The following is a 21915-nucleotide window of genomic DNA, read 5'->3' as shown; positions in this document are numbered from 1 at the left end:
GCCTCAGCAACAGAATGCCAGCAGTTCGCGCCGGCGGCTTGACTGAGCGTACTTCCCGCGGCCTGCTGCTACTCGGCGGCACAGTGATCGGCAGCGTGGGGCTGATCCTGGCCGGTCAGCAGCTGCTGCGACACCAGCACACCGTGCTCACCCCTGCCGCCAGCGAGGCAGTGCTGTGGAAGAACTACCGATGGTCATGGGATCCCGGCCAACGGCGCGAAGCCGCCTTGCTGCTAGCGACCGCCGATCAAGACTCTCAAAGGCGCCGGCAACGGTTACTGCAGGGACAGGCCTGGGGATCGGCACCGATTGCCGCTGCTGTCCTGCAACAACAAGCCAGTACGGCAAGCCAACTAGGCGACCTTGATCGCGCCAAGTCTCGCTGGCAGGCACTGGTGCTGCTCTTCCCTGACAGCCCGCTCAGTGCGGATGCTGCCTATCACCTCTCCAGGACAAACCCTGACCTCACACAACACCTGCTGAAGCAGCATCCAGCCCATCCCGCCAGCCTTGAACGTGCTGTGGAAACCAAGCAGGCGCTGCATCTAGCGCGCTGGGGCCCAGGCCACCATGGCGCCGGGGGGGTCATCCGTGAGGCCTGCCTCCTGAGCACCACTGCCGCAGCCCCCAGCAACGACGAGCGTCAGTTACTGGCCAGGGCCCTGGCGACCCTCGGGGATGGACAGGCAAGCCTCGACTGCCTGCAGGGAGCGCCCCCTCAACCCGCCACTGCCCTGAGCATCGGCCGAGCCTTGCTGCAGGGCACTCAAGAACAGCGGTCCAAGGGGGAACGCTTACTGGTGGCATTGACCCATAGCAGTGCCAATCCTGTTGGTGCCACTGGCCTCGAGGCGGCACGCCTCCTGAGCGAGCCCTTGTACCCGGAGGCAACACTGCTAGCCCAACTGCCGCAATCGTTGCGCGATCAGTCCGCCGATATCGCAACAGCTGAGGTGCGCCTGGGGAAGCGCAAGGCTGCCTCTGTCTTCCAACGATGGCCGAAGCATCCAGCCAGTTGGCAGCTGCAGTGGGACCTGGCACGAGCGGAACTCTTGGCTGGTCGTTGGCAGCAGGCAGAAGGCTGGCTGCAGGCACTGGCCACCACCGTGCTGCCGGAACCGCTTGCAGCACGGCAGCGCTTTTGGCTCGGGCTCAGCCTTGCCAAGCAAGGGCGTGCTGCGGAGGCCAAACGCCAATGGCAAACGCTGCTGAAACAGCATCCTCCGGGGTACTACACGTGGCGAGCCTCAGCCCGGCTTGGGCAAGACACGCTTCCCGGCCTGAATCAACCAGCGGAGGTCAAGTTGAACTCTGGTGATCGGGACACAAGCCCTCCGAGCTTGAAATGGCGCCCTCTCAAGAGCGACGACGCCTTAGTCAACAACCTATGGCGACTGGGCATGATGAAGGAGGCATGGGAAAGCTGGCGCAGCCGTCATGCCAGCCGCCTGGATCCCACATCACTCAGCCCTGCACCCGATCACACCGAGATGATCACGACAGGACGCCTACGTCTCGCTGTCGGAGACCACTGGGGTGGGCTCGACACTCTTTGGCGCACGAGCCTTCGTCTCGTGGGTGAAAGCTGCAACACGCGCTGGACCCTGCATCATCTCCAACATCCGCGTCCGTTCGCCGCTGTCTTTGCGGCGGCTGCGCACGAAGAGAACGTGCACGAAGCCCTGCTGCGAGCGATCGCCAAACAAGAATCCCGCTATTCACCCGGGGTGCGTTCGGTTGTGGGGGCCCAAGGGTTAATGCAACTGATGCCATCCACAGCAACCGAATTGGCCGGACGCAAGCTCAATGACAAGGAGCTGAAGGATCCGAAGGCCAACTCCAGACTCGGAGCCCGCTACTTAGGCCAACTGTTGGACCAGTGGCAAGGCAACCCCTGGCTCACGGTGGCGAGCTACAACGCCGGTCCAGGCGCCGCCGGAGGTTGGCGCAGCGACGAACTAGAGCAGGACCCGGAACTCTGGAGTGAACGAATCCCCTACCCGGAAACGAGGATCTACACCAAAAAAGTGCTGGGCAACCTCTGGGCCTACCTGCAGAGCAACCAGGCCCCCTGCGCGCCGCGACACGCTGACAGCGCAAACGATTGACCTGGGGGGATCTGTTTCAGATTCAGAAACTGATCGACGCTGAAGCCGCCAGTGGCCAAAGCGGGCTCGGCAAGGAATGGCCCAGCCAGATCCCAGCCAGCACAATCATCGCCATCCAGAACGCCATCACGACAGGCGGCGGCACCACCCTGATTCGGGTGAGATCCAAACGAGCCAAAAGCACAGCTGAGGCAAGAATCAGCACATCAGCCAGCAACTTCAGCTGCAAGACATACAAACCACCTGTAATCACCAAGAGCAAGGTGACCACGAGGCTGAAAACCCTGCTAGAGGCCATCAGCATCGAGATTTGACGAAGCAGCAAATCCGGCATGGTGCAAATGATCACCACCACCAGAGACTGGACCACCTCCACCGTCCAATAGATCTGAGGATCCAGGCCTTCCCCTTGAATCAGCTCCTGCTGGAACACGGTCCAGTGGTGGCCCATCACCGTCGCTACCCCGAACAGGAGGAGCACCAATGGCGCACGAAAAGGCAGCAGCAAAAATCTCAGCAGCGGCATCGGCAGTCGCGCTTGATCAAACGCTAGCAACGCCGTTCACGAGAGCCTGCCAGAGTGAAGTCCGTCTCTGAAGTTCGGCATGACCGGTCAGTCCGCGTCCGCGAGCCTGAGCGCACTGCAAAAGATCCTGCTTGTCATCAGCGCTGTGGTGTTGGCGGTGGTGCTCTTTTTGCTGCGCAATGGCATGTCGGCGGAATCACCGATGGATCAACTCGCGCGGCGATCACTTTCGCCGGAAGTGGCTCTGAGCAATCAAGCTCCAACCATGCTCGAGTTTTATGCCGACTGGTGCGAGGCCTGCCGGGAGATGGCACCAGCGATGCTGGACACCGAACGACGCACCAGCGGACGGATGGATGTGGTGCTGATCAATATCGACAACCCCCAATGGCAAGACTTGATTGACCGCTATGAGGTCAACGGCATTCCTCAGTTGAATCTGTTCGACGCCGATGGGGAGCTCCGCGGCAGATCGCTTGGTGTGCGCACACCCGCCGAACTTGAAGCCCTCAGCACAGCACTGATCGAAGCAACACCCCTACCGCAGTTCTCAGGGATCGGCAGCATTAGCGCTCTAGAACCTGTCGATTCAATTGCTACAGCCACATCCGGCAGTGCCGGGCCTCGCAGCCACGGCTGAAAGAAACGGCCATGATCGGCCAAGACCCGTTCATTTCATTCCCATCCGCCATGGATCCTCGCTTCCGGGTCGACTTGATCGCCGCCACACCCAACCCTCAGCAGTGTGTGTATGCCGGCATGCATCAGGACTACAGCGAAGGCTTCGTGGCCGGGGATCGAGACCAGTGGCCGGATGAACGCCGTGCTGGCGAAGTTTGTGTGAAACGGCTCCTCGCTGGGGAACGTGGCCATTACGGCCCACTCGAACATGCCCAGATCGTGCTGAACGTGGGCTGGTTTCCCCATTCAGTGATGCAGCAGGCCCGCACCCACCGGGTAGGCGTGAGTTTCGACGTTCAATCCATGCGCTACACCGGCGATCGAATCTGCCGTGCAGCCAACGGTGAACTGGACCTCGAGGAAGTGTTCTACCTACGCCCCTTAGGCACCTACAGCGATCGGCAAGGCAAGAAATATGCCTACAGCGAGGAGCAACGAGCACAGGACCTCCAACTCTGTCGCCAGGGAGCTGAGCGCTATCGCGACCTGCTGCAGGGCGGATTTGCCGAGGAGCATGCCCGTGGAATCCTTCCCTTCGACTACCGCCAGCACTTTGTTGTGAGCTTCAGTCTTCGTGCTTTCCTTCACTTCATGGATCTAAGAGCCAAGCTCGATGCCCAGCAAGAAATCCGTGAGTTGTGCGATCTGATGTGGCCGCACTTGCAGCAATGGGCTCCGGAGTTCGCGGCCTGGTACGAAAAAACCCGATTACACAAGGCCAGACTGGCTCCCTGAAGGGGAGAGCCTTCAGACCTTTGCCAACGTCACCCTCTCAGGCTGGTGCTGATACTTGCCCTGCCGATCGCTGTAGGTGGTGTCGCAGGGGTCGCCTTCAAAGAACAACAGCTGACAGATGCCTTCGTTGGCATAGATGCGGCAATCCGCTCCGGAGCTATTGCTGAATTCCAGGGTGAGATGCCCCTCCCAACTGGCTTCAGCAGGAGTGGTATTCACGATGATGCCGAGCCGCGCATAAGTGCTCTTGCCAAGGCAAATCACCGTGATATTCGGCGGCACCTTCATCTTCTCGAGGGCAACACCAAGCCCATAGGAATGAGCCGGAAGGATGAAATAGGCGCCGTCTTCGTCGTGATGAAGCTCAGTCGGTTCAAGATTGGCTGGGTTGAACCGCTTGGGGTTCATCACCGTGCCAGGCACATGCTTAAAGATCAGAAATTCCTGGGGCGAGAGACGAAGGTCATAGCCATAGGAGGAACAGCCAAAACTGAGCACAGGGCTCTTCCGCTGTTCAGGGTCGAGATGGCGCACCAACCCTGACTGAAACGGCTCAAGCATGCCGCCAGAAGCCTGCTCGGTGATCCAGCGATCGTTCTTGAGCATTAGAAACCTCGACGCAATTCGGTGACCTGATCGGCCATGTCCATCAGGGAGTCTGGAATGGATGGACCCGTCACGATCACATCCATAGAGCCCGGCCGCTGGTCGAGCGTGCTGCGAACCTCCTGTTCATCCAGGTAACCCAAAGCAACAGCAAGACCCAACTCATCCAGCACCAGATGATCCAGATCGCCTGCGAGCAGATGCTGCCGACACTCAACCCATAGGGCCTCCACAGCGGCCCTGACATCCGGGCTCTGATCGGCAGCGGGATCGGCCAGGCAGCAGGCCAAATCAGGGCGAAGCCACTGCAGCCGACCACAGAGGGTGAGGCGACGCTCCGGACCCTGGGCCACACCACCCTTCAGAAACTGCACCACCATGACGCGACTGCCGAGCCCAGCTGAGCGAAGCGCCTGACTGAGAACAGTGGCAAAACTGCCGCGATAAGGAGCGGTGTGGACTTGCAGCTCCCCTTCTGGTGAAACCAGATGCAAGGGTGGCCGCGGCGCGGGCAAAGGCAGCGGATGAAGCCCTGCACGCTCCAGAGTCCGATGATCCGCCAATCGGGAATCACCGGGACGATGGCTAGTGCTGAGGCTCGCTGTCATCAAGTTCTCGCGCGTCCGGGAGTATCCCGCTGAATTCAAACCTAGCGCCGCCGGCCAGGTTTACAAGCACTCTGACACTATCCCTGGTGTAAAGGTCCGCAGCGTCCCTCTCGCCCTGCCCGCACAAGACGCAGGTAGCGAGCTGGCCACCTGCCAGGCTCAAGCCACCCCCCTCTCCCCAGGCTCTGGCCATGACAGCTCATACCAGCCATGGCGGCAACTCCGTGCGTGCCGGTGGCCGCACAGCCGCTGATCTGCGCCCGTTCTCGATCAGTTGGGATCCTATGGGCTTTGCCCTCAGTTCGCTGATTGTCCACACCGGAGAGACCGCCGTGCTTTGCAGCATCTGCCACCAGGAGGGCGTACCCCGCTGGCGAAAAGGTGAGGGGAAAGGCTGGTTAAGCGCGGAATACCGCCTGTTGCCAGGGTCTACCCCTGAACGCCAGAAGCGAGAGCTGATGAAACTCTCGGGCCGCACCCAGGAGATTCAGCGCCTGATCGGTCGCAGCTTGCGCGCCTGCATCGACATGGAAGCGCTTGGGGAAAACACGCTGCTGATCGATTGCGACGTGATTCAGGCTGATGCCGGAACCCGTACAGCATCGATCACAGGGGCCTGGGTCGCCCTCCAATATGCCTGCAACAAACTTCTGGAGACAGGGCTGGTGCAGCGACAGCCCATCACCCAACAAGTGGCCGCCGTTTCCGTCGGCCTTCTCGCAGGCAACGGTCTTCTCGACCTCGACTACAGCGAAGACTGCCGAGCGGATGTGGACATGAACGTGGTGATGGCTAGCAGCGGCAATCTGTTAGAGATTCAAGGCACAGCGGAAGGTGCGTCCTTCAGCCGGCAACAGCTCAATCAGCTGCTCGACCTTGCCGAACCGAGCCTGACCCAATTGATGGCAGCACAACGACTGGCGCTGAACGAGCGCTGAATTCCGTACCTGTTGCTACACGAGTCGACAAAGTTCATCCTTAACTTCTGGAGATCAGCAGTGTCTTCATGCCTGGAGTCATGCACGGTTTCAGCCGTACCGTCTCTCCACTTACAGGGCCGGTGAACCTCGCCAACGCCTCCGAGCAGAAGCCACGCACTTTGATGGACGTGATCCGTGGCCTTGATGGCGCCTCCACGGAAATGGTTGAGCGGGGCAAAACAATTTTCTTCCCGGGCGATCCTGCCGAACGTGTTTATCTGATCCGCCGAGGTGCAGTGCGCCTCTCTCGGGTCTATGAGTCCGGCGAAGAGATCACGGTGGCACTGCTAAGGGAAAACAGCCTGTTTGGCGTCCTCTCCCTGCTGACTGGCCATCGCTCCGACCGGTTTTATCACTCAGTCGCCTTCACCAGGGTGGAAATGATCACCGCTCCAGCCGGGTCAGTACGCCAGGCGATCGAAGCCGACTCTGGCGTCGGCCTGCTGCTACTGCAGGGGCTTTCGAGCCGCATCCTGCAAACGGAGACCATGATCGAGACATTGACCCATCGGGACATGTCCTCCCGCCTGGTCAGCTTCTTGCTCGTTCTCTGCCGTGATTTTGGTGTTCCCAGCGATCGCGGTATCACCATCGACCTACGCCTATCTCATCAGGCGATCGCCGAAGCCATTGGCTCCACCCGGGTAACGATCACACGGTTGCTGGGCGATCTGCGCAATTCAGGACTGGTTGAGATCGACCGCAAAAAGATCACAGTGCTCGATCCAATCGCCCTAGCGAAGAAATTCAGCTAGGGATTCAAAGGGTGAGAATGACTGTCGGTTGGCAAGGTCACCCCCCAACCACTAAGGAACGTTGACCGGCTGGCTGCTGATTCTCACTCTGCTCGTACTTGGTGGCGTACTCGCCACCCTGGGCGATCGTCTTGGCTCACGTGTCGGCAAAGCACGTCTGAGCCTGCTGGGTCTGAGGCCGCGCAGCACTGCCGTTGTGATCACAGTGTTGACCGGCAGCCTGATCTCCGCACTGTCACTGGGATTGATGTTGCTGGTCAGCAGACAGCTGCGCGTAGGACTGTTCGAACTGAATGCATTACAGGAGAAATTGCGCTCAAGTCGCAAGGAACTGGAGCGCAGTCGTGATGCGCAGGCTGGAGCAACCAGGGAAGTGAAACAAGCCCAGGCGGAACGACAACGGGCCCGTCAAGAACTCGCCACCGCCCAGGCCAAAGCTGATGCGCTGAGAAAAACTCTGGTGCCCCTGCAACAGCAGCGGCAGAGACTGGAGGCCGAGCGTCAGCGCCTCAGTCGCGATGTGCAGGCTCGTGATGCCGAAATCCAACGCACAGAACAAGAACTGAACGATGTGCGCGAGCGCATCAACAAAGGGGAAGCAGAACTGCGGGAACTCGAGAAACAACGCCTTGCGCTGCGGCTTGGCAATGTGGTTCTCAGCAGCGGCCAGCCACTGGCCACCGCAACCCTTCGCCTCGACAATCCTGGACAGGCGAAGCAAGTGATCGATCAGCTGCTACGAGAAGCCAATCAACAGGCCTATCAAAGAGTGCTGCCTGGCGAGAGCCCTGATCGCCAGATCCTTCTTGTTCCCCGCAACGATATTGAAGGCGTGGAATCCACCATCAAAAAACCGGGCACCTGGGTGGTGAACATTCGCTCGGCAGCCAATGTGCTTTTGGGCGAGAAAGTTGTTTACGCCTTCCCTGAGGTGCGGCCCAACACCACTGTGGTCGAACGAGATGCAGTGCTCGCCCGCACGGCCTTGGAGCGATCCGAAACCGACGCTGAAGCGATTCGCAACCGCCTCAACCTGCTGCTCGCATCGGCTCTGGCCGAAGCCCAGCGGCGAGGATCGCTCGTGCAGGGCCTGCAGTTCGACGCAAACGCCCTCAATCAGCTCGGCAGCACACTGCTCAGTCGTGCCCCCTCAAGGGTCGAGCTTCGCGTGCTGGCATTGCGTCGCAGCGACACTGCAGATCCTGTGATGGTGACCATTGAACCGATGGGAGAGATCCCCCAGCCCAGAAGCAATGACCGCCGCTAATCCGTGCAGCGGTCTTGTCGTCGCCATCGACCCTGGTCGAAGCAAATGCGGCCTAGTTCTGGCGGATTGCACCAGAGGACATGTCCTCGATGCTCTCGTCATGGCAACGGAGCAGACCGTTGAGCAGCTCAATCAATGGCACCAACGCATGCACCTCTCCTCTCTGGTGCTTGGCAACGGAACATTCAGCAGCGGCTTGGATCAACAGCTGCAGCATCTGGCCCCCATCGTGCGGGTGAATGAGGCCGGTACAACCCTCAGAGCAAGGGATCGGTACTGGCAGATCTGGCCAGCTCGAGGATGGAGGCGATTGCTGCCGCATGGCCTGCGTCTTCCACCATGCGAACTGGATGCCATTGCAGCCCTTGTTCTCCTGGAGGATCACCTTGGCCAGCAGCTCGAGTGGCCAAGGCCACCATCAAGAGGGCCTGGCTTCAGAAACGTGACCGAACGGTGAAGGTGTAATCACCTCCTGCTTCAAGGTGGTAGTCAGCCTTCACCAAAAAGCGCAGCAACGCGTCCTGAATCAAGGCCCTTCCAAGCGAGGGTTCAACCGTCAGTTCTCCACGATCGAAAGACCAGCAGAACTGCCAGGAGAATCCTCCGGCACTCACCTCTCCCTCCAGGCACTTCTCCTGAAAGCTCTGACGCAGAACTCTCAGATGAGCATTCGTCACAGGAAGTGGCGTCATCCCTGCTCCTCCGTTGCGAGCTGCAAGCCATTGAGATGATTGCCAGCGCGATCGAGCCCCTGCTTCTGAATCAAGACGAGACCACGCAAGACCTCTTCAAGCACCTCGTCAAGCAGGGTCTGTTCCGCCTGATGAAAGCTGCCAAGAACGTGAGATACGGTGCGGGCCCGCCGCTCCTCCGCCGAGCGACCGGGAGCTCCGATACCGATCCGAAGGCGAGCAAAATCCTGAGTGCCGAGATGCTGAATCGTGCTTTTCAAACCGTTGTGGCCTCCAGCACTGCCCTTGGCACGCAGGCGCAATCGTCCCAGAGGTAGATCCATGTCATCCACGAGGACAAGCACCTGATCGACAGAGAGATCAAACCAATCGAGAGCTGCACGAATCGATCGTCCGCTCTCATTCATGTAGGTCTGAGGCATGAGTAGCCGCAGTCGGTTACTGCCTAACCCCACCTCCGCCAACTCCCCCTGGAGCTTGGTCATGGTGCGGAAGCGTACGTTCTCGCGCTGAGCCCAGGTCTCCAGAGCCATGAAACCAACGTTGTGCCGCGTGCTGGCATAACGCTTCCCCGGATTTCCGAGCCCCACAACTAAGCGGAGATCACCGCTTTGCATCACCCCTCTGACGACGGTGGCAAGGGGGACTGAACCACATCAGCGCCGTCCTCACTGGACTGGGACTGAGACAATCCGGTTTCGCCAGACGACTCTGAAGCATCCGAGGCTGTGACCTCAGGCTCAGCCATGGCTTTGTTGATCTCGCGTTCAAATTCCTTGGACGCTGACTGGAATCCCTTGAGCGTTTTACCAAGGGTGCGACCCAGCTCGGGAAGGCGTTTTGGCCCAAACACAAGCAGGGCCACAGCACCAATCACGGCCATCTCAGGAAGGCCGACCCCGAAAACGTTCATGAATCAGCTTCAGCCGAGGCCGTTCCAGTTGACGTTGATGCCCTCAAGAATCAGGGACTTGTTGTACAGCTGCAAGATCACGAGCAGGAAGACAAGGAAAAGGGACATAAAAATGCCCATCACCGGTGTCGTTCCCCAGCCCGGCACCACCTTGCCGTACTCGGAATTCAGGGGACGGAGGAGATCTCCCAGACGAGTGCGTTGAGCCATGGCAGCGCTTGGGTCTCGGGTGAGGTTAAGTCTCGGTACTGTAAAGGTCATGGCCCTGATTCAGGCCGAACCTGTCGAGAGATGTGATGGAAACCTCTTCACCAGCCCTATCCGTTGCCATTGGCGTACTGGCTGTATTGCTCGGCCTGACCGGGTTCGGGGTTTACACCGCCTTCGGACCACCGTCCAAAAAACTGGACGATCCCTTTGATGATCACGAAGACTGATTCACCGGCTCAACGGTCTCGCCGGCAGGCGAAAGCTCCAGTTCCACCAGTTCGCCTGGCCTGAGAGTGACCGAGGCAGCCGGCTCCTCGTGCCGTCGCATCACAGTCCAGCCTTGCGGGCACCAGGTTTGGCGTCGAGCGCCAGGGTTGTGCACTCTGATCGTCAATCTGGAAGGGTCGCCCTCCGCTCGATCGAGTGGAGTCAAGACGGCCACAGGCACCAGCCCGACGGGGAGCGACGGCAACAAGACAGTCGGATCGGCCAATGATGAGGGCCGACACCAGCCCGGTTCGCGAAAAGCGATCGCCGCCTGAGGGATGCCATCCCTGCACCAGCCTGCAGGCGTTGGCATCAGTGCCACGCGCTGGCGATGCCAGCCACGGTCCGCACCAGGGTCAGGCCAGGTCGAACCTCGAAGCAGTGAGACACCCAAACGCCCCGGCTCGGCATCCACCCCCTGAGGGCCATCGAGGAGCAGCGCCAAGCCACCTCCTGGGGCCCCAGCCTCACTTGCACACCATGAAATCACTGGCACTTCCCATCGCACCCGCTCTCGAGGTGTGCAAGGCCTGGCTGGGCGTTCGATCACTCCGCCACTGGTGTCCGCCGCCCAGCGCACAGCCGACTGCGCCAAGGGGATCTCCAGCCTGAGCAACTCATGGGTCTGCTTCCAGTTCACGCTGCAGGTGAGCTCCAGCCAGGGGCTGTCCGCCCTGAGCTGACAATCAAGCCGAATCCGACTGTGACCGGCACGAGCACGCACGAGCACCCGTGCCACCAGGGGGCCCGCCTCAACCAGCTGAAACGAGGCCGATTCCCACTCCACAGGCAACGGATGATCGCGGTAATCGGCTGCAAGATCCCAGGCATCCCAGAACTCGCCCTGATCTCGAAAACGTCGCAACGCGATTGGCCCCAGCAACTGCGGCACGCCGGCACCATCCCAAAGCTGATGCACTCCTTGCCCACCGAGTTCCGCAGACAAGCGGCCGTTGGTCAGCCGAAAGCCTCCGGTCGAGATGGATTCGACCTGCACAGCTCCCCGCACAACCCCCTGAGGGGCATCGCCTTTGAATCGACATTCCAATGGCAACGCCGCCACTCCCTGGAGCACCGGCAGCTGCACCCATGTACCGCCAGACACCGCAGGCTGAATGGGCAATGGCCGCCCCATGGCAGCCCATCCTGCTTGCGGCAACCGCAGCACCGGAGACCACCGTGCCAAGGGCTGAAGGCCCACCCATGCCCAGCCCTTGCCATCCACGCCACCATCCCCCAGAAGCTGGGCGAGATGTTGATCACGCTGTGCTGAAGCCTGGCGGCGATCCTGGCGCCACAGCGATTCGGCCTGGTCGAACACCTCCGGGATGGAGGTTCCAGGAAGGATGTCATGGAACTGCTGGAACAGCAGCGTGCGCCAATCAGCCGAGGCAGCTGGTCGAGCCGCACTGCGGCGACGAAGCAGCGCCGCCGTCAGATCCACCTCCCGCAGCAGACGCTCCAAGCTTCGGTTGTGGCGTTTCTGATCCGGTCGACTGGTGGAACATCCCCGATGAAGATCGAGATAGAGCTCATCGCGCCAAACCGGCAAAGTCGCCGCCATCGGCTCCAGCTCCGCCAAAAAGGCGCGAACCGTGGAGGCAGACCGATGCGTCACCTGGGGGTGGCCATCCCATAGCTCCATCTGCTCGAGCATTTCCACAGTGGGGCCGCCGCCGTGATCACCCACGCCTGGTGTCCAAAGCGCATGATTCAGCCCTGTGGCAGCGCCAAAGGCTCGATGTTCAGCCTGGATCGCAGCCGGATCGGCGTCAGTGCCGATCGGCGGCAGCATCAAGGCGAGTAGCTCAGCGCCACCGCGGCTACGCCAACGGAACAGACGATGGGGGAAGGGCTCACTGGCATTCCAGGCGAGCTTATGGGTGCAGAACCAGCGCACTCCCTCCGCCACGGCCACCGCCGGCACACCCGCTGCGAAGCCAAAGCTGTCGGGTAACCACGCCAGTTGATGCCGCCATTCAGGGAAGGCCCGACGGCTGTATCCCTGTCCGAGACAGAACTGTTGCCACAGAGATGCCGTGCTGACAAGCACGCAATCAGTCTCCACCCATGGGCCGTTGATGGGTTCCCAACGCCCAGCAATACTGGCCGCACGAATCCGTGCCCACAACGCCGGCCGAAAGCGCTCCATCCATTGATAGAGAGCGGGTGTGGAATGGGCAAAGCGCAATTCCGGGAAGCGCTCCATCAAATCAAGCGCCGAACGGAAGGTCCGTTCCGCCGCTTGCCAGGTATCCGCGACTGGCCAAAGCCAGGCCAGGTCAAGGTGTGCATGGCCAATCCAATGCAGCACTCCAGCAGGGGCAGGAGTCTTGAGAAGCACAGCCGCAACGGCCTCAGACGCCTGGGAGGACAGAGGATCCAACTCCAACAATGCCTCAGGCAAGTCCGCAAGGGACGGGAGCGCCAAATCCAGCGCTTCGGGCAGAAGCAGCTGCGCTGCGTCATGAGCAGGCCGCAGCGGTTCACGCACCACCTGACTGGTGATCAGCGCGCCGTCGTCATGACAGGGACTGCGCAATTCCAGCAGGATCTCAAGCGGCGTCCCCTGACGCCAGGACGAGGGGAGCGGCCAGCGGCAGCGCGTATCAAACAGGTCTCCCTCGTGCACCAGCACCCCATCCACCCAAAGGCGCACCTGATCAGCCCACCAACTGAGCACCAAACGTTCGCGGCACTGCTCACCAGTGCGCCAGGCCTGCGGACAGATCAATTGAAGCGTGAGCCGACGCCAGAGGCCTCCCCTAGGCCAGATCAACAAACCACGTTTAACCCAGTCAGGGCGGTGCATTTGACCCCACGGGTCATCAAGGGCAGGCCCCCGGCCTGGATCCTCCATTCGACGCCACTGCGGCAGCAGATCCAGACGCGAGCGACTGCGAAACGTTTCAATCCACTCCGATCGCCGGGCCTGGAGACGGTTCTGCATCGTGTCTAGCAAACATTGCCCCATAAGATGATGACGCTGTCCCAGACGCCGGTCGGTCTCCATGCTTGCCCTCAAGATTTCCGTGTACTCGGTCGTCTTCTTCTTCCTTGGGATCTTCGTGTTCGGCTTCTTGGCTAGCGATCCCAGCCGCACACCTAGCCGCAAGGATCTCGAAGACTGACTCTGGCTGATCTGATCCAGGCTGTCGGTCACGCGCAGCACTGGTCAGCACCAGAGCATTCCAGCGATCTCACCATGGCAAGATCAGCGGCCTCAGGAGAGATCGCTTGCCAGGTCGATTCGCCCAGCCCCAACGCCATCAACTGATTGCGATCGGGTCACTTGGGCTGTCTGCGGCTCTGGCACTCACGAGCGGCGAGAAGGCTCTGGCCCAAAGCGAAGACATTCGTAGGCCATCAACCACTGGCCAGGTCAGTCAGTCAGCAGCGTCGCAGACGCCGCCCCTTGAGATTCAGCTCAGAGCAGATCAGCAGCGGTTCGACGGCGAACGTGACCTGTTTGTGGCCGAGGGCAACGTCACTGCCCAAATCAATGGTGGACTGCTTCAGGCTGACAGAATTGAATTCGATTCAAATTTCAGTACCTTCGCGGCACAAGGCCGTGTGCGCTACCGCAGGGGTGCTCAATATTTCCAGGCCAGCACGCTTCGCTTCAGCCTGATTCAGAACGAAGGCATCCTTAAGGACGTCTATGGCGTTCTCGATCTCGACAGCGCCGCAATCGACCTCAATCCCACGAGCCCATCGGCACAAGGTGCTGCCGTTCGTTCCATCCGACCACTGCCAGTGTTGGAGAGCTCGGGGCTGGGATTTCCAACAGCGTTGCAGATCGAGCTGTCCGGCAGGACCGCTGAACGGATCAGCCCGCAAGGGGATACTGGTGAGTTCTGGACGCAGGAGCTTCCTGGCTCTGGGGACTGGGTCGTTCCAGGGCCGGTGCATGCCGAATCTGCCACCCATCTGGGCATGGCCTGTCCACCTGTTCTCCCCCCGATTCCTCAATGGCATCCCCATCCCTGGGCTGCCACCGCCTGGGGTGGCCAAAGCATCGACTCCAACTTTGGCGACACCTTTCTGTTCAATGGACGCATGCGTCCGGAATATCTGCTCGGTGTAACCCTGCAGAAACGAATCTGGAAAGCGGGCCCCCTAGCGATCGAACTCGAGGGCAATCTCTTCGGCCATCAGGCCTATCAACAGCCAGGCGGTGAATTTAATCAAGCTGTTCCCTATGCGGACACACCAGGGCAACAGTTCGGTGAAGGCATTCTCGGCATTGGGGCCAGACTTTGGCTCCAGCCTTGGCTGAGCTTCGGAGTGGTGGAAGGCGTCAGTTACTTCACAGCAGCCAGTAACTATGAACGCACCTACCGCGAAAACTACGCGCAGCTGCTCAACTATCTCGGCTTTGAGCTCGAGGCCGCAGTCTCGAAACAGCTCTCACTGGTAGGACGCATTCACCACAGATCAGGCGCCTTCGGCACCTACAGCGGTGTGCGAGAAGGCAGCAATGCCTACCTCATCGGTGCGCGTTACCGCTGGGGGCGAGATCGCGCTGCTGCAGCACAAAGCGAGGTGCCACCACCACTGGGTTGTCCAGACCCAGACCGCGCAAACCGCAGGCCCTCTCAAACCCTCAACCAGGAGCTCGAGGCCATCACACTGGATGGTGCGGGTACGCGGGTCACTGCAGGACACTCCTCTACCCAGCCGGAGCCCATCGCACAGACCCGATACTCCAGCCTCTCGCCATCGGAGCAAGAAGCGCTTCGTGCCAGCGCCATTGCCGCAATTGACCAACGGATCAGCAGCATCCAGATCCAACAATCCCTCACGATTGAACGGCGTCTCGGTGTCCCCGGCGGAGGCCAGAGGAAGCAGGAGACCCGCGAGCAAACCATCGAGGAAGAAAACGATTACGGCGGCATGAAACCCACCCAACTGAAACAGCTCGGACGCACGCAGCTGGTGACAGGTGAAATCAGTCGCTGGCGGATCCAGGCCAGCAAGATCCGCCTCACACCAGAAGGCTGGACCGCTGACCGCATGGGCTTCACCAACGATCCCTTCACCCCTGCTCAGACCCGCATTGACGCCGAAGATGTGGTCGCCAGACAGGAGCCCAACGGCGACATCCTGATCAAGGCGCGCCGGAACAGGCTGATCGTGGAAGAGCGGCTACCCATCAGCGTCAGCCGCACCCAACGCATCCAGAAGCAAGAAGAAGTGGATAACCGCTGGGTGGTCGGGATTGACAACGATGACCGCGATGGCTTCTTCATCGGCCGCAACCTCAAGCCGATCAAACTCAGCAATGACTACCAATTGGATCTGCAACCGCAGCTTCTGGTGCAGCGGGCAATCGATGGTCAGACCGACAGTTACGTGGCTCCTGGCAGTGCAGTCGACAGCGGCAAAGTGGAGCAAGCGATCACGGCAGGCGATGCCTTTGGCCTTGAAGCCGAGCTCTCGGGTCAGCTGTGGGGATGGCAAACATCCTTGAACGCCGACATCAGCAGCTTGAATCCCTCCAACTTCGCGAATGCAAGCCGCTACTGGGGAGAACTGAAAAACCGCTTCAACCTGCCTGTCGTTGGCAACTTCAAGACACGCATGTTTGGCGCTTACCGCTACCGCACATGGAATGGATCCCTTGGCCAAACCGACGTGTATTCAGCCTTTGGCGGATTCGCTGAACAGAAAGGGGACTGGAACTGGGGCCAACTCACCAACACGTTCCTCTGGCGCATGGGCGTCGGCAACTATCAGGCGGAAACGTTTGAGAGCGAAAACCTTGCGGATCTGTGGCGCGCCAATATCTATGCCTCCCTCAACAGCAGCTATCCACTCTGGCGAGGTCAACCTGCAGCGCTCACACCTGAAGCGGCCTATCGCTATTCGCCAGTCGCCATCGTCCCTGGCCTCACGCTCAACAGCAATGTCAACACCCTGCTAGCGGCGTACGGCAACGGCACGCAACAGAACACCCTCTCGCTGAGTGGTGGCCCCACCCTGACCCTGGGGACCTTCAGCAAACCATTCCTGGATTACACCCAGGTGTCGGTGATCGGTGGCGGCACCCTCAAAGAGGGATCCAGTCCGTTTGATTTCGATCAGGCGGTCGACCTCGGCACGATTGGCATGGGTGTCACCCAGCAACTGGCCGGTCCCTTGATCATCAACGCCGGCCTGGCCCTAAACGTCAACCCGAATTCGGCGTACTACGGCAACGTGATCAACTCCAACCTTGAGCTGCGATGGCAGCGGCGTTCCTACGACTTCGGTTTCTACTACAACCCTTATGAAGGGATCGGCGGCTTCCGATTCCGCCTCCATGACTTCAACTTCACCGGAACCGGGGTGCCCTTTGTTCCCTACACACCGACGAACCTGAACAACCCCGACAAGGGCCTGTTCTGATCAAGGCTCCATTCTCAGCCGCTCAATCAGGTCCACCGCCATAAATCAAGTGGCTACCGGTGAGGTCCGAGCCGGCGTACTGCATGCCATCGGTTTTCACTCCAGGGGCATAGGCATTGATCACCACCGCCTCCCGCAGATCAGCGCGACGCAGATCCGCTCCAGTGAGTTCAGCATTGCTGAGAACGGCCCTTTGCAGATTGGCACCATCCAAACGAGCCCCACTGAGGTCCGCTCCCTCCAGATTTGCACCTTCAAGGCGGGCACCACGCAGATCAGCATCACGAAGATCCACTCCAATCAAATGGGCACCGCCCAAATCCACCCCTCGCAGATCACACCCACGACAGTCACCTGTGGACTGAAGACGCACCACCGGATCGACCTGGATCGGAATCGGCTCCGCCGCCCGCAACTGGACAATCGTGCCAAGACTCAAAGCGAGCAACCCAGTCAGGGGATAACAGGTGGGGAACAGCGGAAAGCCCATCAGCCGGATGCCTCTTCTTCATTCATAGACACTGAGGCAAGTGTCCGCAGCCCAGGTGACTTAAAAGCCGTTCAGATACGGGAGCGCAGCCATGGTCTGCTTCAGCTCAGCATCGCGGGCCACCAACTGAGAGGTGGCATCCCAGCGACCGCTCAGCAACATCTCGAGCGCTCCAGACTCAAAGCCAACAGCCCACTCTCCAGCCGCTTCACTGCGGCACCGACAGGTCTGCAGATCCAGGCTCCAAGATGCCATGGCATCTGCGGAAACTGCTGCCTGCAGCTGCTTGATCTGATCAGAGCTCGCCGTAGCGCAAGGAATGCCAAGAGCCAAGCAGTTCCCGTGGAAGATCTCGGCAAAGCTCACACCCACGAGCGCACGAATACCCCAGCGCATCAAGGCTTGAGGAGCATGCTCCCGGCTCGAACCACAACCGAAATTTCCATTGACCACAAGGATCGATGCTCCGACATGAGCTGCCTGATCAAAGGGATGGTCCCCAGCAAGCTCCTGACGATCATCAGCGAAGGCCTGGGAGCCAAGGGCATCAAAACTGACGCATTTGAGGAAACGGGCCGGAATGATCCGATCGGTATCGATGTCATCGCCACGCAGGGCAAAGGCCCGTCCATTGACGCTGGTGATCGTTCCCTGGGGGAAAGGGCCGGACTGGGTCATGGCTGACGTGGAAGAACAAAGAAGAAACGAACAACAGAAACGCAGCGCGGATGCATTCAGCCGTCGGCAGGAGCAAGGTTGCGCACATCGGTGACCGCACCATGGATGGCTGCTGCCGCAACCATGGCCGGGCTCATCAGCAGGGTGCGGCCAGTGGCTGATCCTTGTCGGCCTTTGAAGTTGCGGTTACTGGAACTGGCACTGATCTGACGACCTTCCAGCCGATCGGGATTCATGGCCAGGCACATCGAACATCCCGGCTCCCGCCAATCAAATCCGGCGGCGCGAAACACCTGATCAAGCCCCTCAGCTTCCGCCGCACGGGCCACCTGTTCCGAACCCGGCACCACAAAGGCCTTGATGCCATCTGCGACTTGGCGACCACGAGCTACATCGGCAGCTGCCTGGAGATCGCTTAAGCGGCCATTGGTGCAACTGCCAATAAAACAGACATCCACGGGGACTCCAGCGATCGCAGAACCCGGGGCCAGATCCATATAGCGGTAGGCCTCCTCGGCAATCGGCCGATCGGCTGGATCCATTTGCTCGGTGGTGGGCACCGTCTCATCCACACCGATTCCCTGGCCTGGCGTGATACCCCAGGTCACGATCGGAGCGATCGCTGCGGCATCAAACCGCACCTCATCATCAAAGCGGGCATCAGCATCGGAAGCCAAAGAGCGCCACCACTGAACCGCCCGATCCCAAGCTTCACCCTCAGGTGCCTCCGGCCGACCAGCGAGGTAGTCGAAGGTGACTTGATCAGGGTTGACGTACCCGCATCGAGCGCCACCCTCGATGGCCATATTGCAGAGGGTCATGCGCTCTTCCATCGACAGAGCCTCGATCGCAGGCCCGGCGAACTCATACGCATGGCCCACCCCAGCCTTGACGCCGAGAGTGCGAATCACGTGCAAGATCAGATCCTTGGCAAACACCCCAGGGCTGAGCCTGTTGTCGAACCAAAGACGGCGCACCTTCAGCTTGTTCATCGCCAAGCTCTGGCTGGCCAACACATCACGGACCTGACTGGTGCCAATCCCGAAAGCGATGGCACCGAAGGCGCCATGGGTGGATGTATGTGAGTCACCGCAGGCGACCGTCATCCCAGGCTGGGTGAGGCCCAGTTCCGGGGCGATCACATGCACAATCCCTTGGCGGCCGCTACCAAGCCCATACAGGGTGATGCCATGGCGAGCGCAGTTGCGCTCCAGGGTGCTGAGCATCTCTTCCGCCAGGGAATCGGCGAACGGCCTTGCCTGACTCGTCGTGGGCACAATGTGATCCACCGTGGCCACGGTGCGCTCCGGACAACGCACGGGAAGGCCCTTGTCGTCCAGAGCCGCAAACGCCTGGGGGCTGGTGACCTCATGGATTAGGTGCAATCCGATCAGCAGCTGGGTGGGCCCACCGGGGAGATCCGCAACGCTGTGCAGATCCCAGACCTTGTCGTAAAGCGTGCCGCTGCTCATTCCGGCCAAGTGATCAGCCGCTCACCCTAAGCCGCAGCCTCAGCCTGATGGAGAGTGCATGAAGAGACGCAGCCGCAGACGATCAAGCGCTTCGCCAACACTGAGACGACGAACCCAGTCGCGACCTCGCGTCTCTCCAAAACGGCAAGCACTGCTGATACAGCCGTCCGGACCAGCCACTGCAATATGAACCAACCCCACAGGCTTGTCATCGCTGCCCCCACCAGGGCCAGCAATCCCAGTAATTCCTAGGCCCCAATCAGCCCCTGTACAGCGGCGTACTCCTTCAGCCATCGCCGCTGCCACAGGGTCACTGACGGCGCCATGGCAATTCAACAGCTCTGCTGGAACGCGCAACAGCGACTGCTTAACCGCATTGGCATAGGCGATGACCCCCCCAAGCACAACCTCGGAAGAGCCCGGGACTGCTGTCAGTGCAGCCCCCAGACCGCCTCCGCTGCAGGACTCCGCCACCGCAACGGTCTGTCCTCGCTGGCGCAGCAATTGGAGGACCACTGACGCAAGGCTGTCAGCATCAGCCCCAAAACAGTGATCACCGGTGCGCCGACGTAGCTCCACCTCCAACGGCTCTAGAAGCCTGCGTCCTGCTTCAGGGTTGTCTGCGCAGGCAGTGAGTCTCAGCATCACCTCCCCACCACCGGCATAGGGCGCAACGGTGGGATTGGTGCCTGCGAGCAAATCATCGATCTGTTCAGCCAGGCTGGATTCACCAATCCCCCAGAAATGCAGAAGGCGACTGGTGAAGACCCCCTGAGTCAGTCCAGCCTGCTGCAACCAGGGAACTGCGGTGGCAGTCCACATGGCCCGCATTTCACTCGGCACCCCAGGAAACGTGAGCAGGGTGAAATGCTCCTGAGGTGACCAGATCATCCCTGGTGCAGTGCCAGTGGGGTTGGGCAACACCGTGGCACCCCTTGGGAGCAGAGCCTGACGGCGAGTACTGAGGGACGGTTCACGACCACGACTGCGAGCCTTGGCAGTGATGTCAGCCCACACCTCCGGACGCTCCTCGAGCGGCACCTCAAACGCGGAGGCAATCGCCTCGGTGGTGAGATCGTCGGGTGTCGGTCCCAGACCACCGGTGGTAATGAGCACCCTGGAGCGCGTTGCCGCTTCGCGCACGAAGGCAATCACCCTGTCGCGGTTATCCCCCAGCACGGACTGGCGATAGTGCGGAAGACCAAGACCAGCGAGCTGCTCGCCAAGCCAACGGGCATTGCCATTGAGAATGTTCCCCAACAGCAACTCAGTGCCAACGCAGAGCAACTCGACACCTTGACCCGTTGCGGCATCAGCCGCACCCTCAGCCATGCTTGTGATGACAGGCTGCGAGGTTCTTGTCTGCATGGGCTCTTCGGCGTGCAGCCTTCCGAGCCGTTTCTTCCATCTGACGACGACGCATCACCACGACGGTGGCCACCAAAATCGCCGTCGCTAAAGCCAACCAGAGAAAGCGGAGTTCAACGTTGGCCACCACCATTGCAAGAGCAGCCAACCATTGCGTGAAGACGTAGATGAGCAAAACCGTGCGTCGATGACTGAACCCCGCACGTAACAAGCGGTGATGCAGGTGGCGCCGATCGGGATAAAAGGGGGAATGGCCATCACTCAGCCGCCCCATGATCACGGCAGACATATCCGCAAGGGGCAGAGACAGGATCAGCAATGGCAGCAAAAGACTGACGGTAGTGAGGCCTTTGGCTGGGCCAACGATGCTGACGGCAGCCAGCGTGAAGCCAAGGAAATAGGAGCCACCATCGCCCATAAAGATGCGGGCGGGATTGAAGTTGTGGCGCAAGAAACCGAAACAGCATCCCGCCAGGGCCGCCGCCAGCAAGCCAGCTGCCGCCTGGTTAAGCGAGAAACTCACCGAAAGCAGACCAACCGCTGCAATACCGGCCACTCCGGCAGCAAGGCCGTCAAGGCCATCCAGCCAGTTGATTGCATTGGTAATACCCACCAGCCAGATCACTGTTGCAGCGAGGCTGAAGAGTTCGGGCAAAACGATGACCGAGGCAGACCCACTCAGCCAGGGGAGGTCAATCGCACCGATGCGCACCCCCTGGGACCACACCACCATGGCCACGGTGATCTGGCCTGCGAGGCGCGGCCAGGGGGAAAGAGCGAACAAATCATCGGCCAGTCCGATGAAGAAAAAGCAGAGAGATCCAGCCAGCGTCGTCCAGATCAATTGGTCACGATCGGGGGCTAGCAGGCCAAAACCGCCAATCCCCCAGATGACGGCCAACGCAGCGCAGAAGCCCAAGACCATGCCCACACCACCCAGGCGCACCATCGGGGAGGAGTGCTGTTTACGCGGATCGGGTTGATCAATCAGCCCCAGTTGCAGACCAAGTCGTCGCACCAATGGAACGACCAACGTCGTGATCCCTGCCGCGATCATCAGCGTGATCACGGCCATGGCGAGAGGGCTGCTCGCGAGGATCACAGAAGACTCCGGAGGCGGATCACCCAGATCGGATGAGATGGTTCCAATCTAGGCAAGCCAACCACAT

General features: G+C 60.3%; 23 protein-coding genes. 10 read left to right on the top strand and 13 right to left on the bottom strand.

The features are described from left to right. Nucleotides 1-38 precede the first annotated feature (38 nt). Nucleotides 39-2108, top strand: coding sequence for a transglycosylase SLT domain-containing protein (locus tag DXY16_RS04780; protein ID WP_371410865.1), 2070 nt, complete (start codon nucleotides 39-41; stop codon nucleotides 2106-2108). Nucleotides 2109-2130: 22 nt separating this feature from the next. On the opposite strand, the gene DXY16_RS04775 is transcribed toward DXY16_RS04780, so the two are convergent. Then, complete coding sequence (locus DXY16_RS04775; protein WP_115119994.1) at nucleotides 2131-2634, bottom strand: hypothetical protein; 504 nt, start codon at nucleotides 2632-2634, stop codon at nucleotides 2131-2133. Nucleotides 2635-2713: 79 nt separating this feature from the next. On the opposite strand from DXY16_RS04775, the gene DXY16_RS04770 reads away from it, so the two are divergent. Then, complete coding sequence (locus DXY16_RS04770) at nucleotides 2714-3274, top strand: thioredoxin domain-containing protein (protein WP_115119992.1); 561 nt, start codon at nucleotides 2714-2716, stop codon at nucleotides 3272-3274. 50 nt (nucleotides 3275-3324) lie between these two features. Further along, on the top strand, nucleotides 3325-4050 hold the full coding sequence (gene thyX, locus DXY16_RS04765) for an FAD-dependent thymidylate synthase (RefSeq protein ID WP_115119990.1): 726 nt from the start codon (nucleotides 3325-3327) through the stop codon (nucleotides 4048-4050). A gap of 12 nt (nucleotides 4051-4062) precedes the next feature. On the opposite strand, the gene dcd is transcribed toward thyX, so the two are convergent. Continuing rightward, nucleotides 4063-4656: a dCTP deaminase gene (dcd, locus tag DXY16_RS04760; protein WP_115119988.1), complete on the bottom strand. Its 594-nt coding sequence runs from the start codon at nucleotides 4654-4656 to the stop codon at nucleotides 4063-4065. After that, entirely contained in the window at nucleotides 4656-5264 is a 609-nt protein-coding gene (locus DXY16_RS04755) for a cob(I)yrinic acid a,c-diamide adenosyltransferase (protein WP_115119986.1), read from the bottom strand. The genes dcd and DXY16_RS04755 overlap by 1 nt, the downstream gene beginning before the upstream one ends. Nucleotides 5265-5455: 191 nt before the next feature. Here DXY16_RS04755 and rph point away from each other — a divergent pair, with 191 nt between their 5' ends. The 4 genes from rph (at nucleotide 5456) to DXY16_RS04730 (ending at nucleotide 8723) form a co-directional block, all read left to right on the top strand. After that, a complete protein-coding gene (rph, locus tag DXY16_RS04745; protein WP_115119982.1) occupies nucleotides 5456-6202 on the top strand; it encodes a ribonuclease PH in 747 nt (248 codons plus the stop codon). 68 nt (nucleotides 6203-6270) lie between these two features. After that, a complete protein-coding gene (ntcA, locus tag DXY16_RS04740; RefSeq protein ID WP_115015822.1) occupies nucleotides 6271-6999 on the top strand; it encodes a global nitrogen regulator NtcA in 729 nt (242 codons plus the stop codon). Between the two features lie 61 nt (nucleotides 7000-7060). Continuing rightward, the gene (locus DXY16_RS04735; protein WP_115119980.1) at nucleotides 7061-8266 is read left to right on the top strand and encodes a DUF3084 domain-containing protein; all 1206 of its coding nucleotides are present in this window, start codon (nucleotides 7061-7063) and stop codon (nucleotides 8264-8266) included. Continuing rightward, the gene (locus DXY16_RS04730) at nucleotides 8253-8723 is read left to right on the top strand and encodes a resolvase (RefSeq protein ID WP_115119978.1); all 471 of its coding nucleotides are present in this window, start codon (nucleotides 8253-8255) and stop codon (nucleotides 8721-8723) included. Before DXY16_RS04735 ends, DXY16_RS04730 begins: the two co-directional genes overlap by 14 nt. Here the strand turns inward: DXY16_RS04730 and DXY16_RS04725 are convergent. Genes DXY16_RS04725 through psbH form a run of 4 tightly spaced genes read right to left on the bottom strand, consistent with a single transcriptional unit; the run spans nucleotide 8701 to nucleotide 10081 of the window. After that, complete coding sequence (locus tag DXY16_RS04725; RefSeq protein ID WP_115015815.1) at nucleotides 8701-8958, bottom strand: DUF3146 family protein; 258 nt, start codon at nucleotides 8956-8958, stop codon at nucleotides 8701-8703. The two genes, DXY16_RS04730 and DXY16_RS04725, sit on opposite strands and share 23 nt — an antisense overlap. Beyond that, the gene (gene pth, locus DXY16_RS04720) at nucleotides 8955-9575 is read right to left on the bottom strand and encodes an aminoacyl-tRNA hydrolase (protein ID WP_115119976.1); all 621 of its coding nucleotides are present in this window, start codon (nucleotides 9573-9575) and stop codon (nucleotides 8955-8957) included. The genes DXY16_RS04725 and pth overlap by 4 nt, the downstream gene beginning before the upstream one ends. Further along, nucleotides 9575-9871, bottom strand: coding sequence for a TatA/E family twin arginine-targeting protein translocase (locus tag DXY16_RS04715; protein ID WP_115119974.1), 297 nt, complete (start codon nucleotides 9869-9871; stop codon nucleotides 9575-9577). The genes pth and DXY16_RS04715 overlap by 1 nt, the downstream gene beginning before the upstream one ends. Nucleotides 9872-9880: 9 nt before the next feature. After that, nucleotides 9881-10081 carry a photosystem II reaction center phosphoprotein PsbH gene (gene psbH, locus DXY16_RS04710; protein WP_115015809.1) on the bottom strand — a complete coding sequence of 67 codons (201 nt, stop codon included), beginning with the start codon at nucleotides 10079-10081 and terminating at the stop codon, nucleotides 9881-9883. An 86-nt stretch (nucleotides 10082-10167) separates the two neighbouring features. On the opposite strand from psbH, the gene psbN reads away from it, so the two are divergent. Beyond that, complete coding sequence (psbN, locus tag DXY16_RS04705; RefSeq protein ID WP_115015806.1) at nucleotides 10168-10308, top strand: photosystem II reaction center protein PsbN; 141 nt, start codon at nucleotides 10168-10170, stop codon at nucleotides 10306-10308. Here the strand turns inward: psbN and DXY16_RS04700 are convergent. Beyond that, nucleotides 10296-13298, bottom strand: coding sequence for a glycoside hydrolase family 38 C-terminal domain-containing protein (locus DXY16_RS04700; RefSeq protein ID WP_115119971.1), 3003 nt, complete (start codon nucleotides 13296-13298; stop codon nucleotides 10296-10298). The genes psbN and DXY16_RS04700 overlap by 13 nt on opposite strands. A gap of 61 nt (nucleotides 13299-13359) precedes the next feature. On the opposite strand from DXY16_RS04700, the gene DXY16_RS04695 reads away from it, so the two are divergent. Both DXY16_RS04695 and DXY16_RS04690 read left to right on the top strand, forming a co-directional pair. Beyond that, complete coding sequence (locus DXY16_RS04695) at nucleotides 13360-13479, top strand: photosystem II reaction center protein I (protein ID WP_006042333.1); 120 nt, start codon at nucleotides 13360-13362, stop codon at nucleotides 13477-13479. Between the two features lie 205 nt (nucleotides 13480-13684). Beyond that, complete coding sequence (locus tag DXY16_RS04690; RefSeq protein ID WP_371410869.1) at nucleotides 13685-16738, top strand: DUF3769 domain-containing protein; 3054 nt, start codon at nucleotides 13685-13687, stop codon at nucleotides 16736-16738. A gap of 22 nt (nucleotides 16739-16760) precedes the next feature. Here DXY16_RS04690 and DXY16_RS04685 read toward each other — a convergent pair whose 3' ends face one another. From DXY16_RS04685 to DXY16_RS04665, 5 genes are read right to left on the bottom strand one after another with little or no spacing between them, the layout of a single operon-like run. Beyond that, the gene (locus tag DXY16_RS04685; RefSeq protein WP_115119969.1) at nucleotides 16761-17228 is read right to left on the bottom strand and encodes a pentapeptide repeat-containing protein; all 468 of its coding nucleotides are present in this window, start codon (nucleotides 17226-17228) and stop codon (nucleotides 16761-16763) included. 60 nt (nucleotides 17229-17288) lie between these two features. Beyond that, entirely contained in the window at nucleotides 17289-17906 is a 618-nt protein-coding gene (locus DXY16_RS04680; RefSeq protein WP_115119966.1) for a 3-isopropylmalate dehydratase small subunit 2, read from the bottom strand. Nucleotides 17907-17962: 56 nt separating this feature from the next. Next, the gene (gene leuC / locus DXY16_RS04675) at nucleotides 17963-19378 is read right to left on the bottom strand and encodes a 3-isopropylmalate dehydratase large subunit (RefSeq protein ID WP_115119964.1); all 1416 of its coding nucleotides are present in this window, start codon (nucleotides 19376-19378) and stop codon (nucleotides 17963-17965) included. A 39-nt stretch (nucleotides 19379-19417) separates the two neighbouring features. Continuing rightward, nucleotides 19418-20710: a competence/damage-inducible protein A gene (locus DXY16_RS04670; RefSeq protein WP_115119962.1), complete on the bottom strand. Its 1293-nt coding sequence runs from the start codon at nucleotides 20708-20710 to the stop codon at nucleotides 19418-19420. After that, nucleotides 20703-21848 (bottom strand): MraY family glycosyltransferase, encoded by a 1146-nt coding sequence (locus tag DXY16_RS04665; protein WP_115119959.1) that lies wholly within the window; start codon nucleotides 21846-21848, stop codon nucleotides 20703-20705. The genes DXY16_RS04670 and DXY16_RS04665 overlap by 8 nt, the downstream gene beginning before the upstream one ends. Nucleotides 21849-21915 lie beyond the last annotated feature (67 nt).

Source organism: Synechococcus sp. UW105 (assembly GCF_900473935.1).
GTDB lineage: Bacteria > Cyanobacteriota > Cyanobacteriia > PCC-6307 > Cyanobiaceae > Synechococcus_C.
This window is presented reverse-complemented; position numbering and strand designations above follow the sequence as displayed.

Coding starts and splice junctions, on each gene's coding strand:
- DXY16_RS04770 (WP_115119992.1), top strand. CDS start 2,714: ATGACCGGTCAGTCCGCGTCCGCGAGCCTGAGCGCACTGCAAAAGATC.
- pth (WP_115119976.1), bottom strand. CDS start 9,575: ATGCAAAGCGGTGATCTCCGCTTAGTTGTGGGGCTCGGAAATCCGGGG.
- DXY16_RS04670 (WP_115119962.1), bottom strand. CDS start 20,710: ATGGCTGAGGGTGCGGCTGATGCCGCAACGGGTCAAGGTGTCGAGTTG.
- DXY16_RS04700 (WP_115119971.1), bottom strand. CDS start 13,298: ATGCAGAACCGTCTCCAGGCCCGGCGATCGGAGTGGATTGAAACGTTT.
- DXY16_RS04685 (WP_115119969.1), bottom strand. CDS start 17,228: ATGGGCTTTCCGCTGTTCCCCACCTGTTATCCCCTGACTGGGTTGCTC.
- rph (WP_115119982.1), top strand. CDS start 5,456: ATGACAGCTCATACCAGCCATGGCGGCAACTCCGTGCGTGCCGGTGGC.
- DXY16_RS04725 (WP_115015815.1), bottom strand. CDS start 8,958: ATGACGCCACTTCCTGTGACGAATGCTCATCTGAGAGTTCTGCGTCAG.
- psbN (WP_115015806.1), top strand. CDS start 10,168: ATGGAAACCTCTTCACCAGCCCTATCCGTTGCCATTGGCGTACTGGCT.
- DXY16_RS04730 (WP_115119978.1), top strand. CDS start 8,253: ATGACCGCCGCTAATCCGTGCAGCGGTCTTGTCGTCGCCATCGACCCT.
- DXY16_RS04755 (WP_115119986.1), bottom strand. CDS start 5,264: ATGACAGCGAGCCTCAGCACTAGCCATCGTCCCGGTGATTCCCGATTG.
- dcd (WP_115119988.1), bottom strand. CDS start 4,656: ATGCTCAAGAACGATCGCTGGATCACCGAGCAGGCTTCTGGCGGCATG.
- DXY16_RS04715 (WP_115119974.1), bottom strand. CDS start 9,871: ATGAACGTTTTCGGGGTCGGCCTTCCTGAGATGGCCGTGATTGGTGCT.
- DXY16_RS04695 (WP_006042333.1), top strand. CDS start 13,360: ATGCTTGCCCTCAAGATTTCCGTGTACTCGGTCGTCTTCTTCTTCCTT.
- psbH (WP_115015809.1), bottom strand. CDS start 10,081: ATGGCTCAACGCACTCGTCTGGGAGATCTCCTCCGTCCCCTGAATTCC.
- leuC (WP_115119964.1), bottom strand. CDS start 19,378: ATGAGCAGCGGCACGCTTTACGACAAGGTCTGGGATCTGCACAGCGTT.
- DXY16_RS04680 (WP_115119966.1), bottom strand. CDS start 17,906: ATGACCCAGTCCGGCCCTTTCCCCCAGGGAACGATCACCAGCGTCAAT.
- ntcA (WP_115015822.1), top strand. CDS start 6,271: ATGCCTGGAGTCATGCACGGTTTCAGCCGTACCGTCTCTCCACTTACA.
- thyX (WP_115119990.1), top strand. CDS start 3,325: ATGGATCCTCGCTTCCGGGTCGACTTGATCGCCGCCACACCCAACCCT.
- DXY16_RS04775 (WP_115119994.1), bottom strand. CDS start 2,634: ATGCCGCTGCTGAGATTTTTGCTGCTGCCTTTTCGTGCGCCATTGGTG.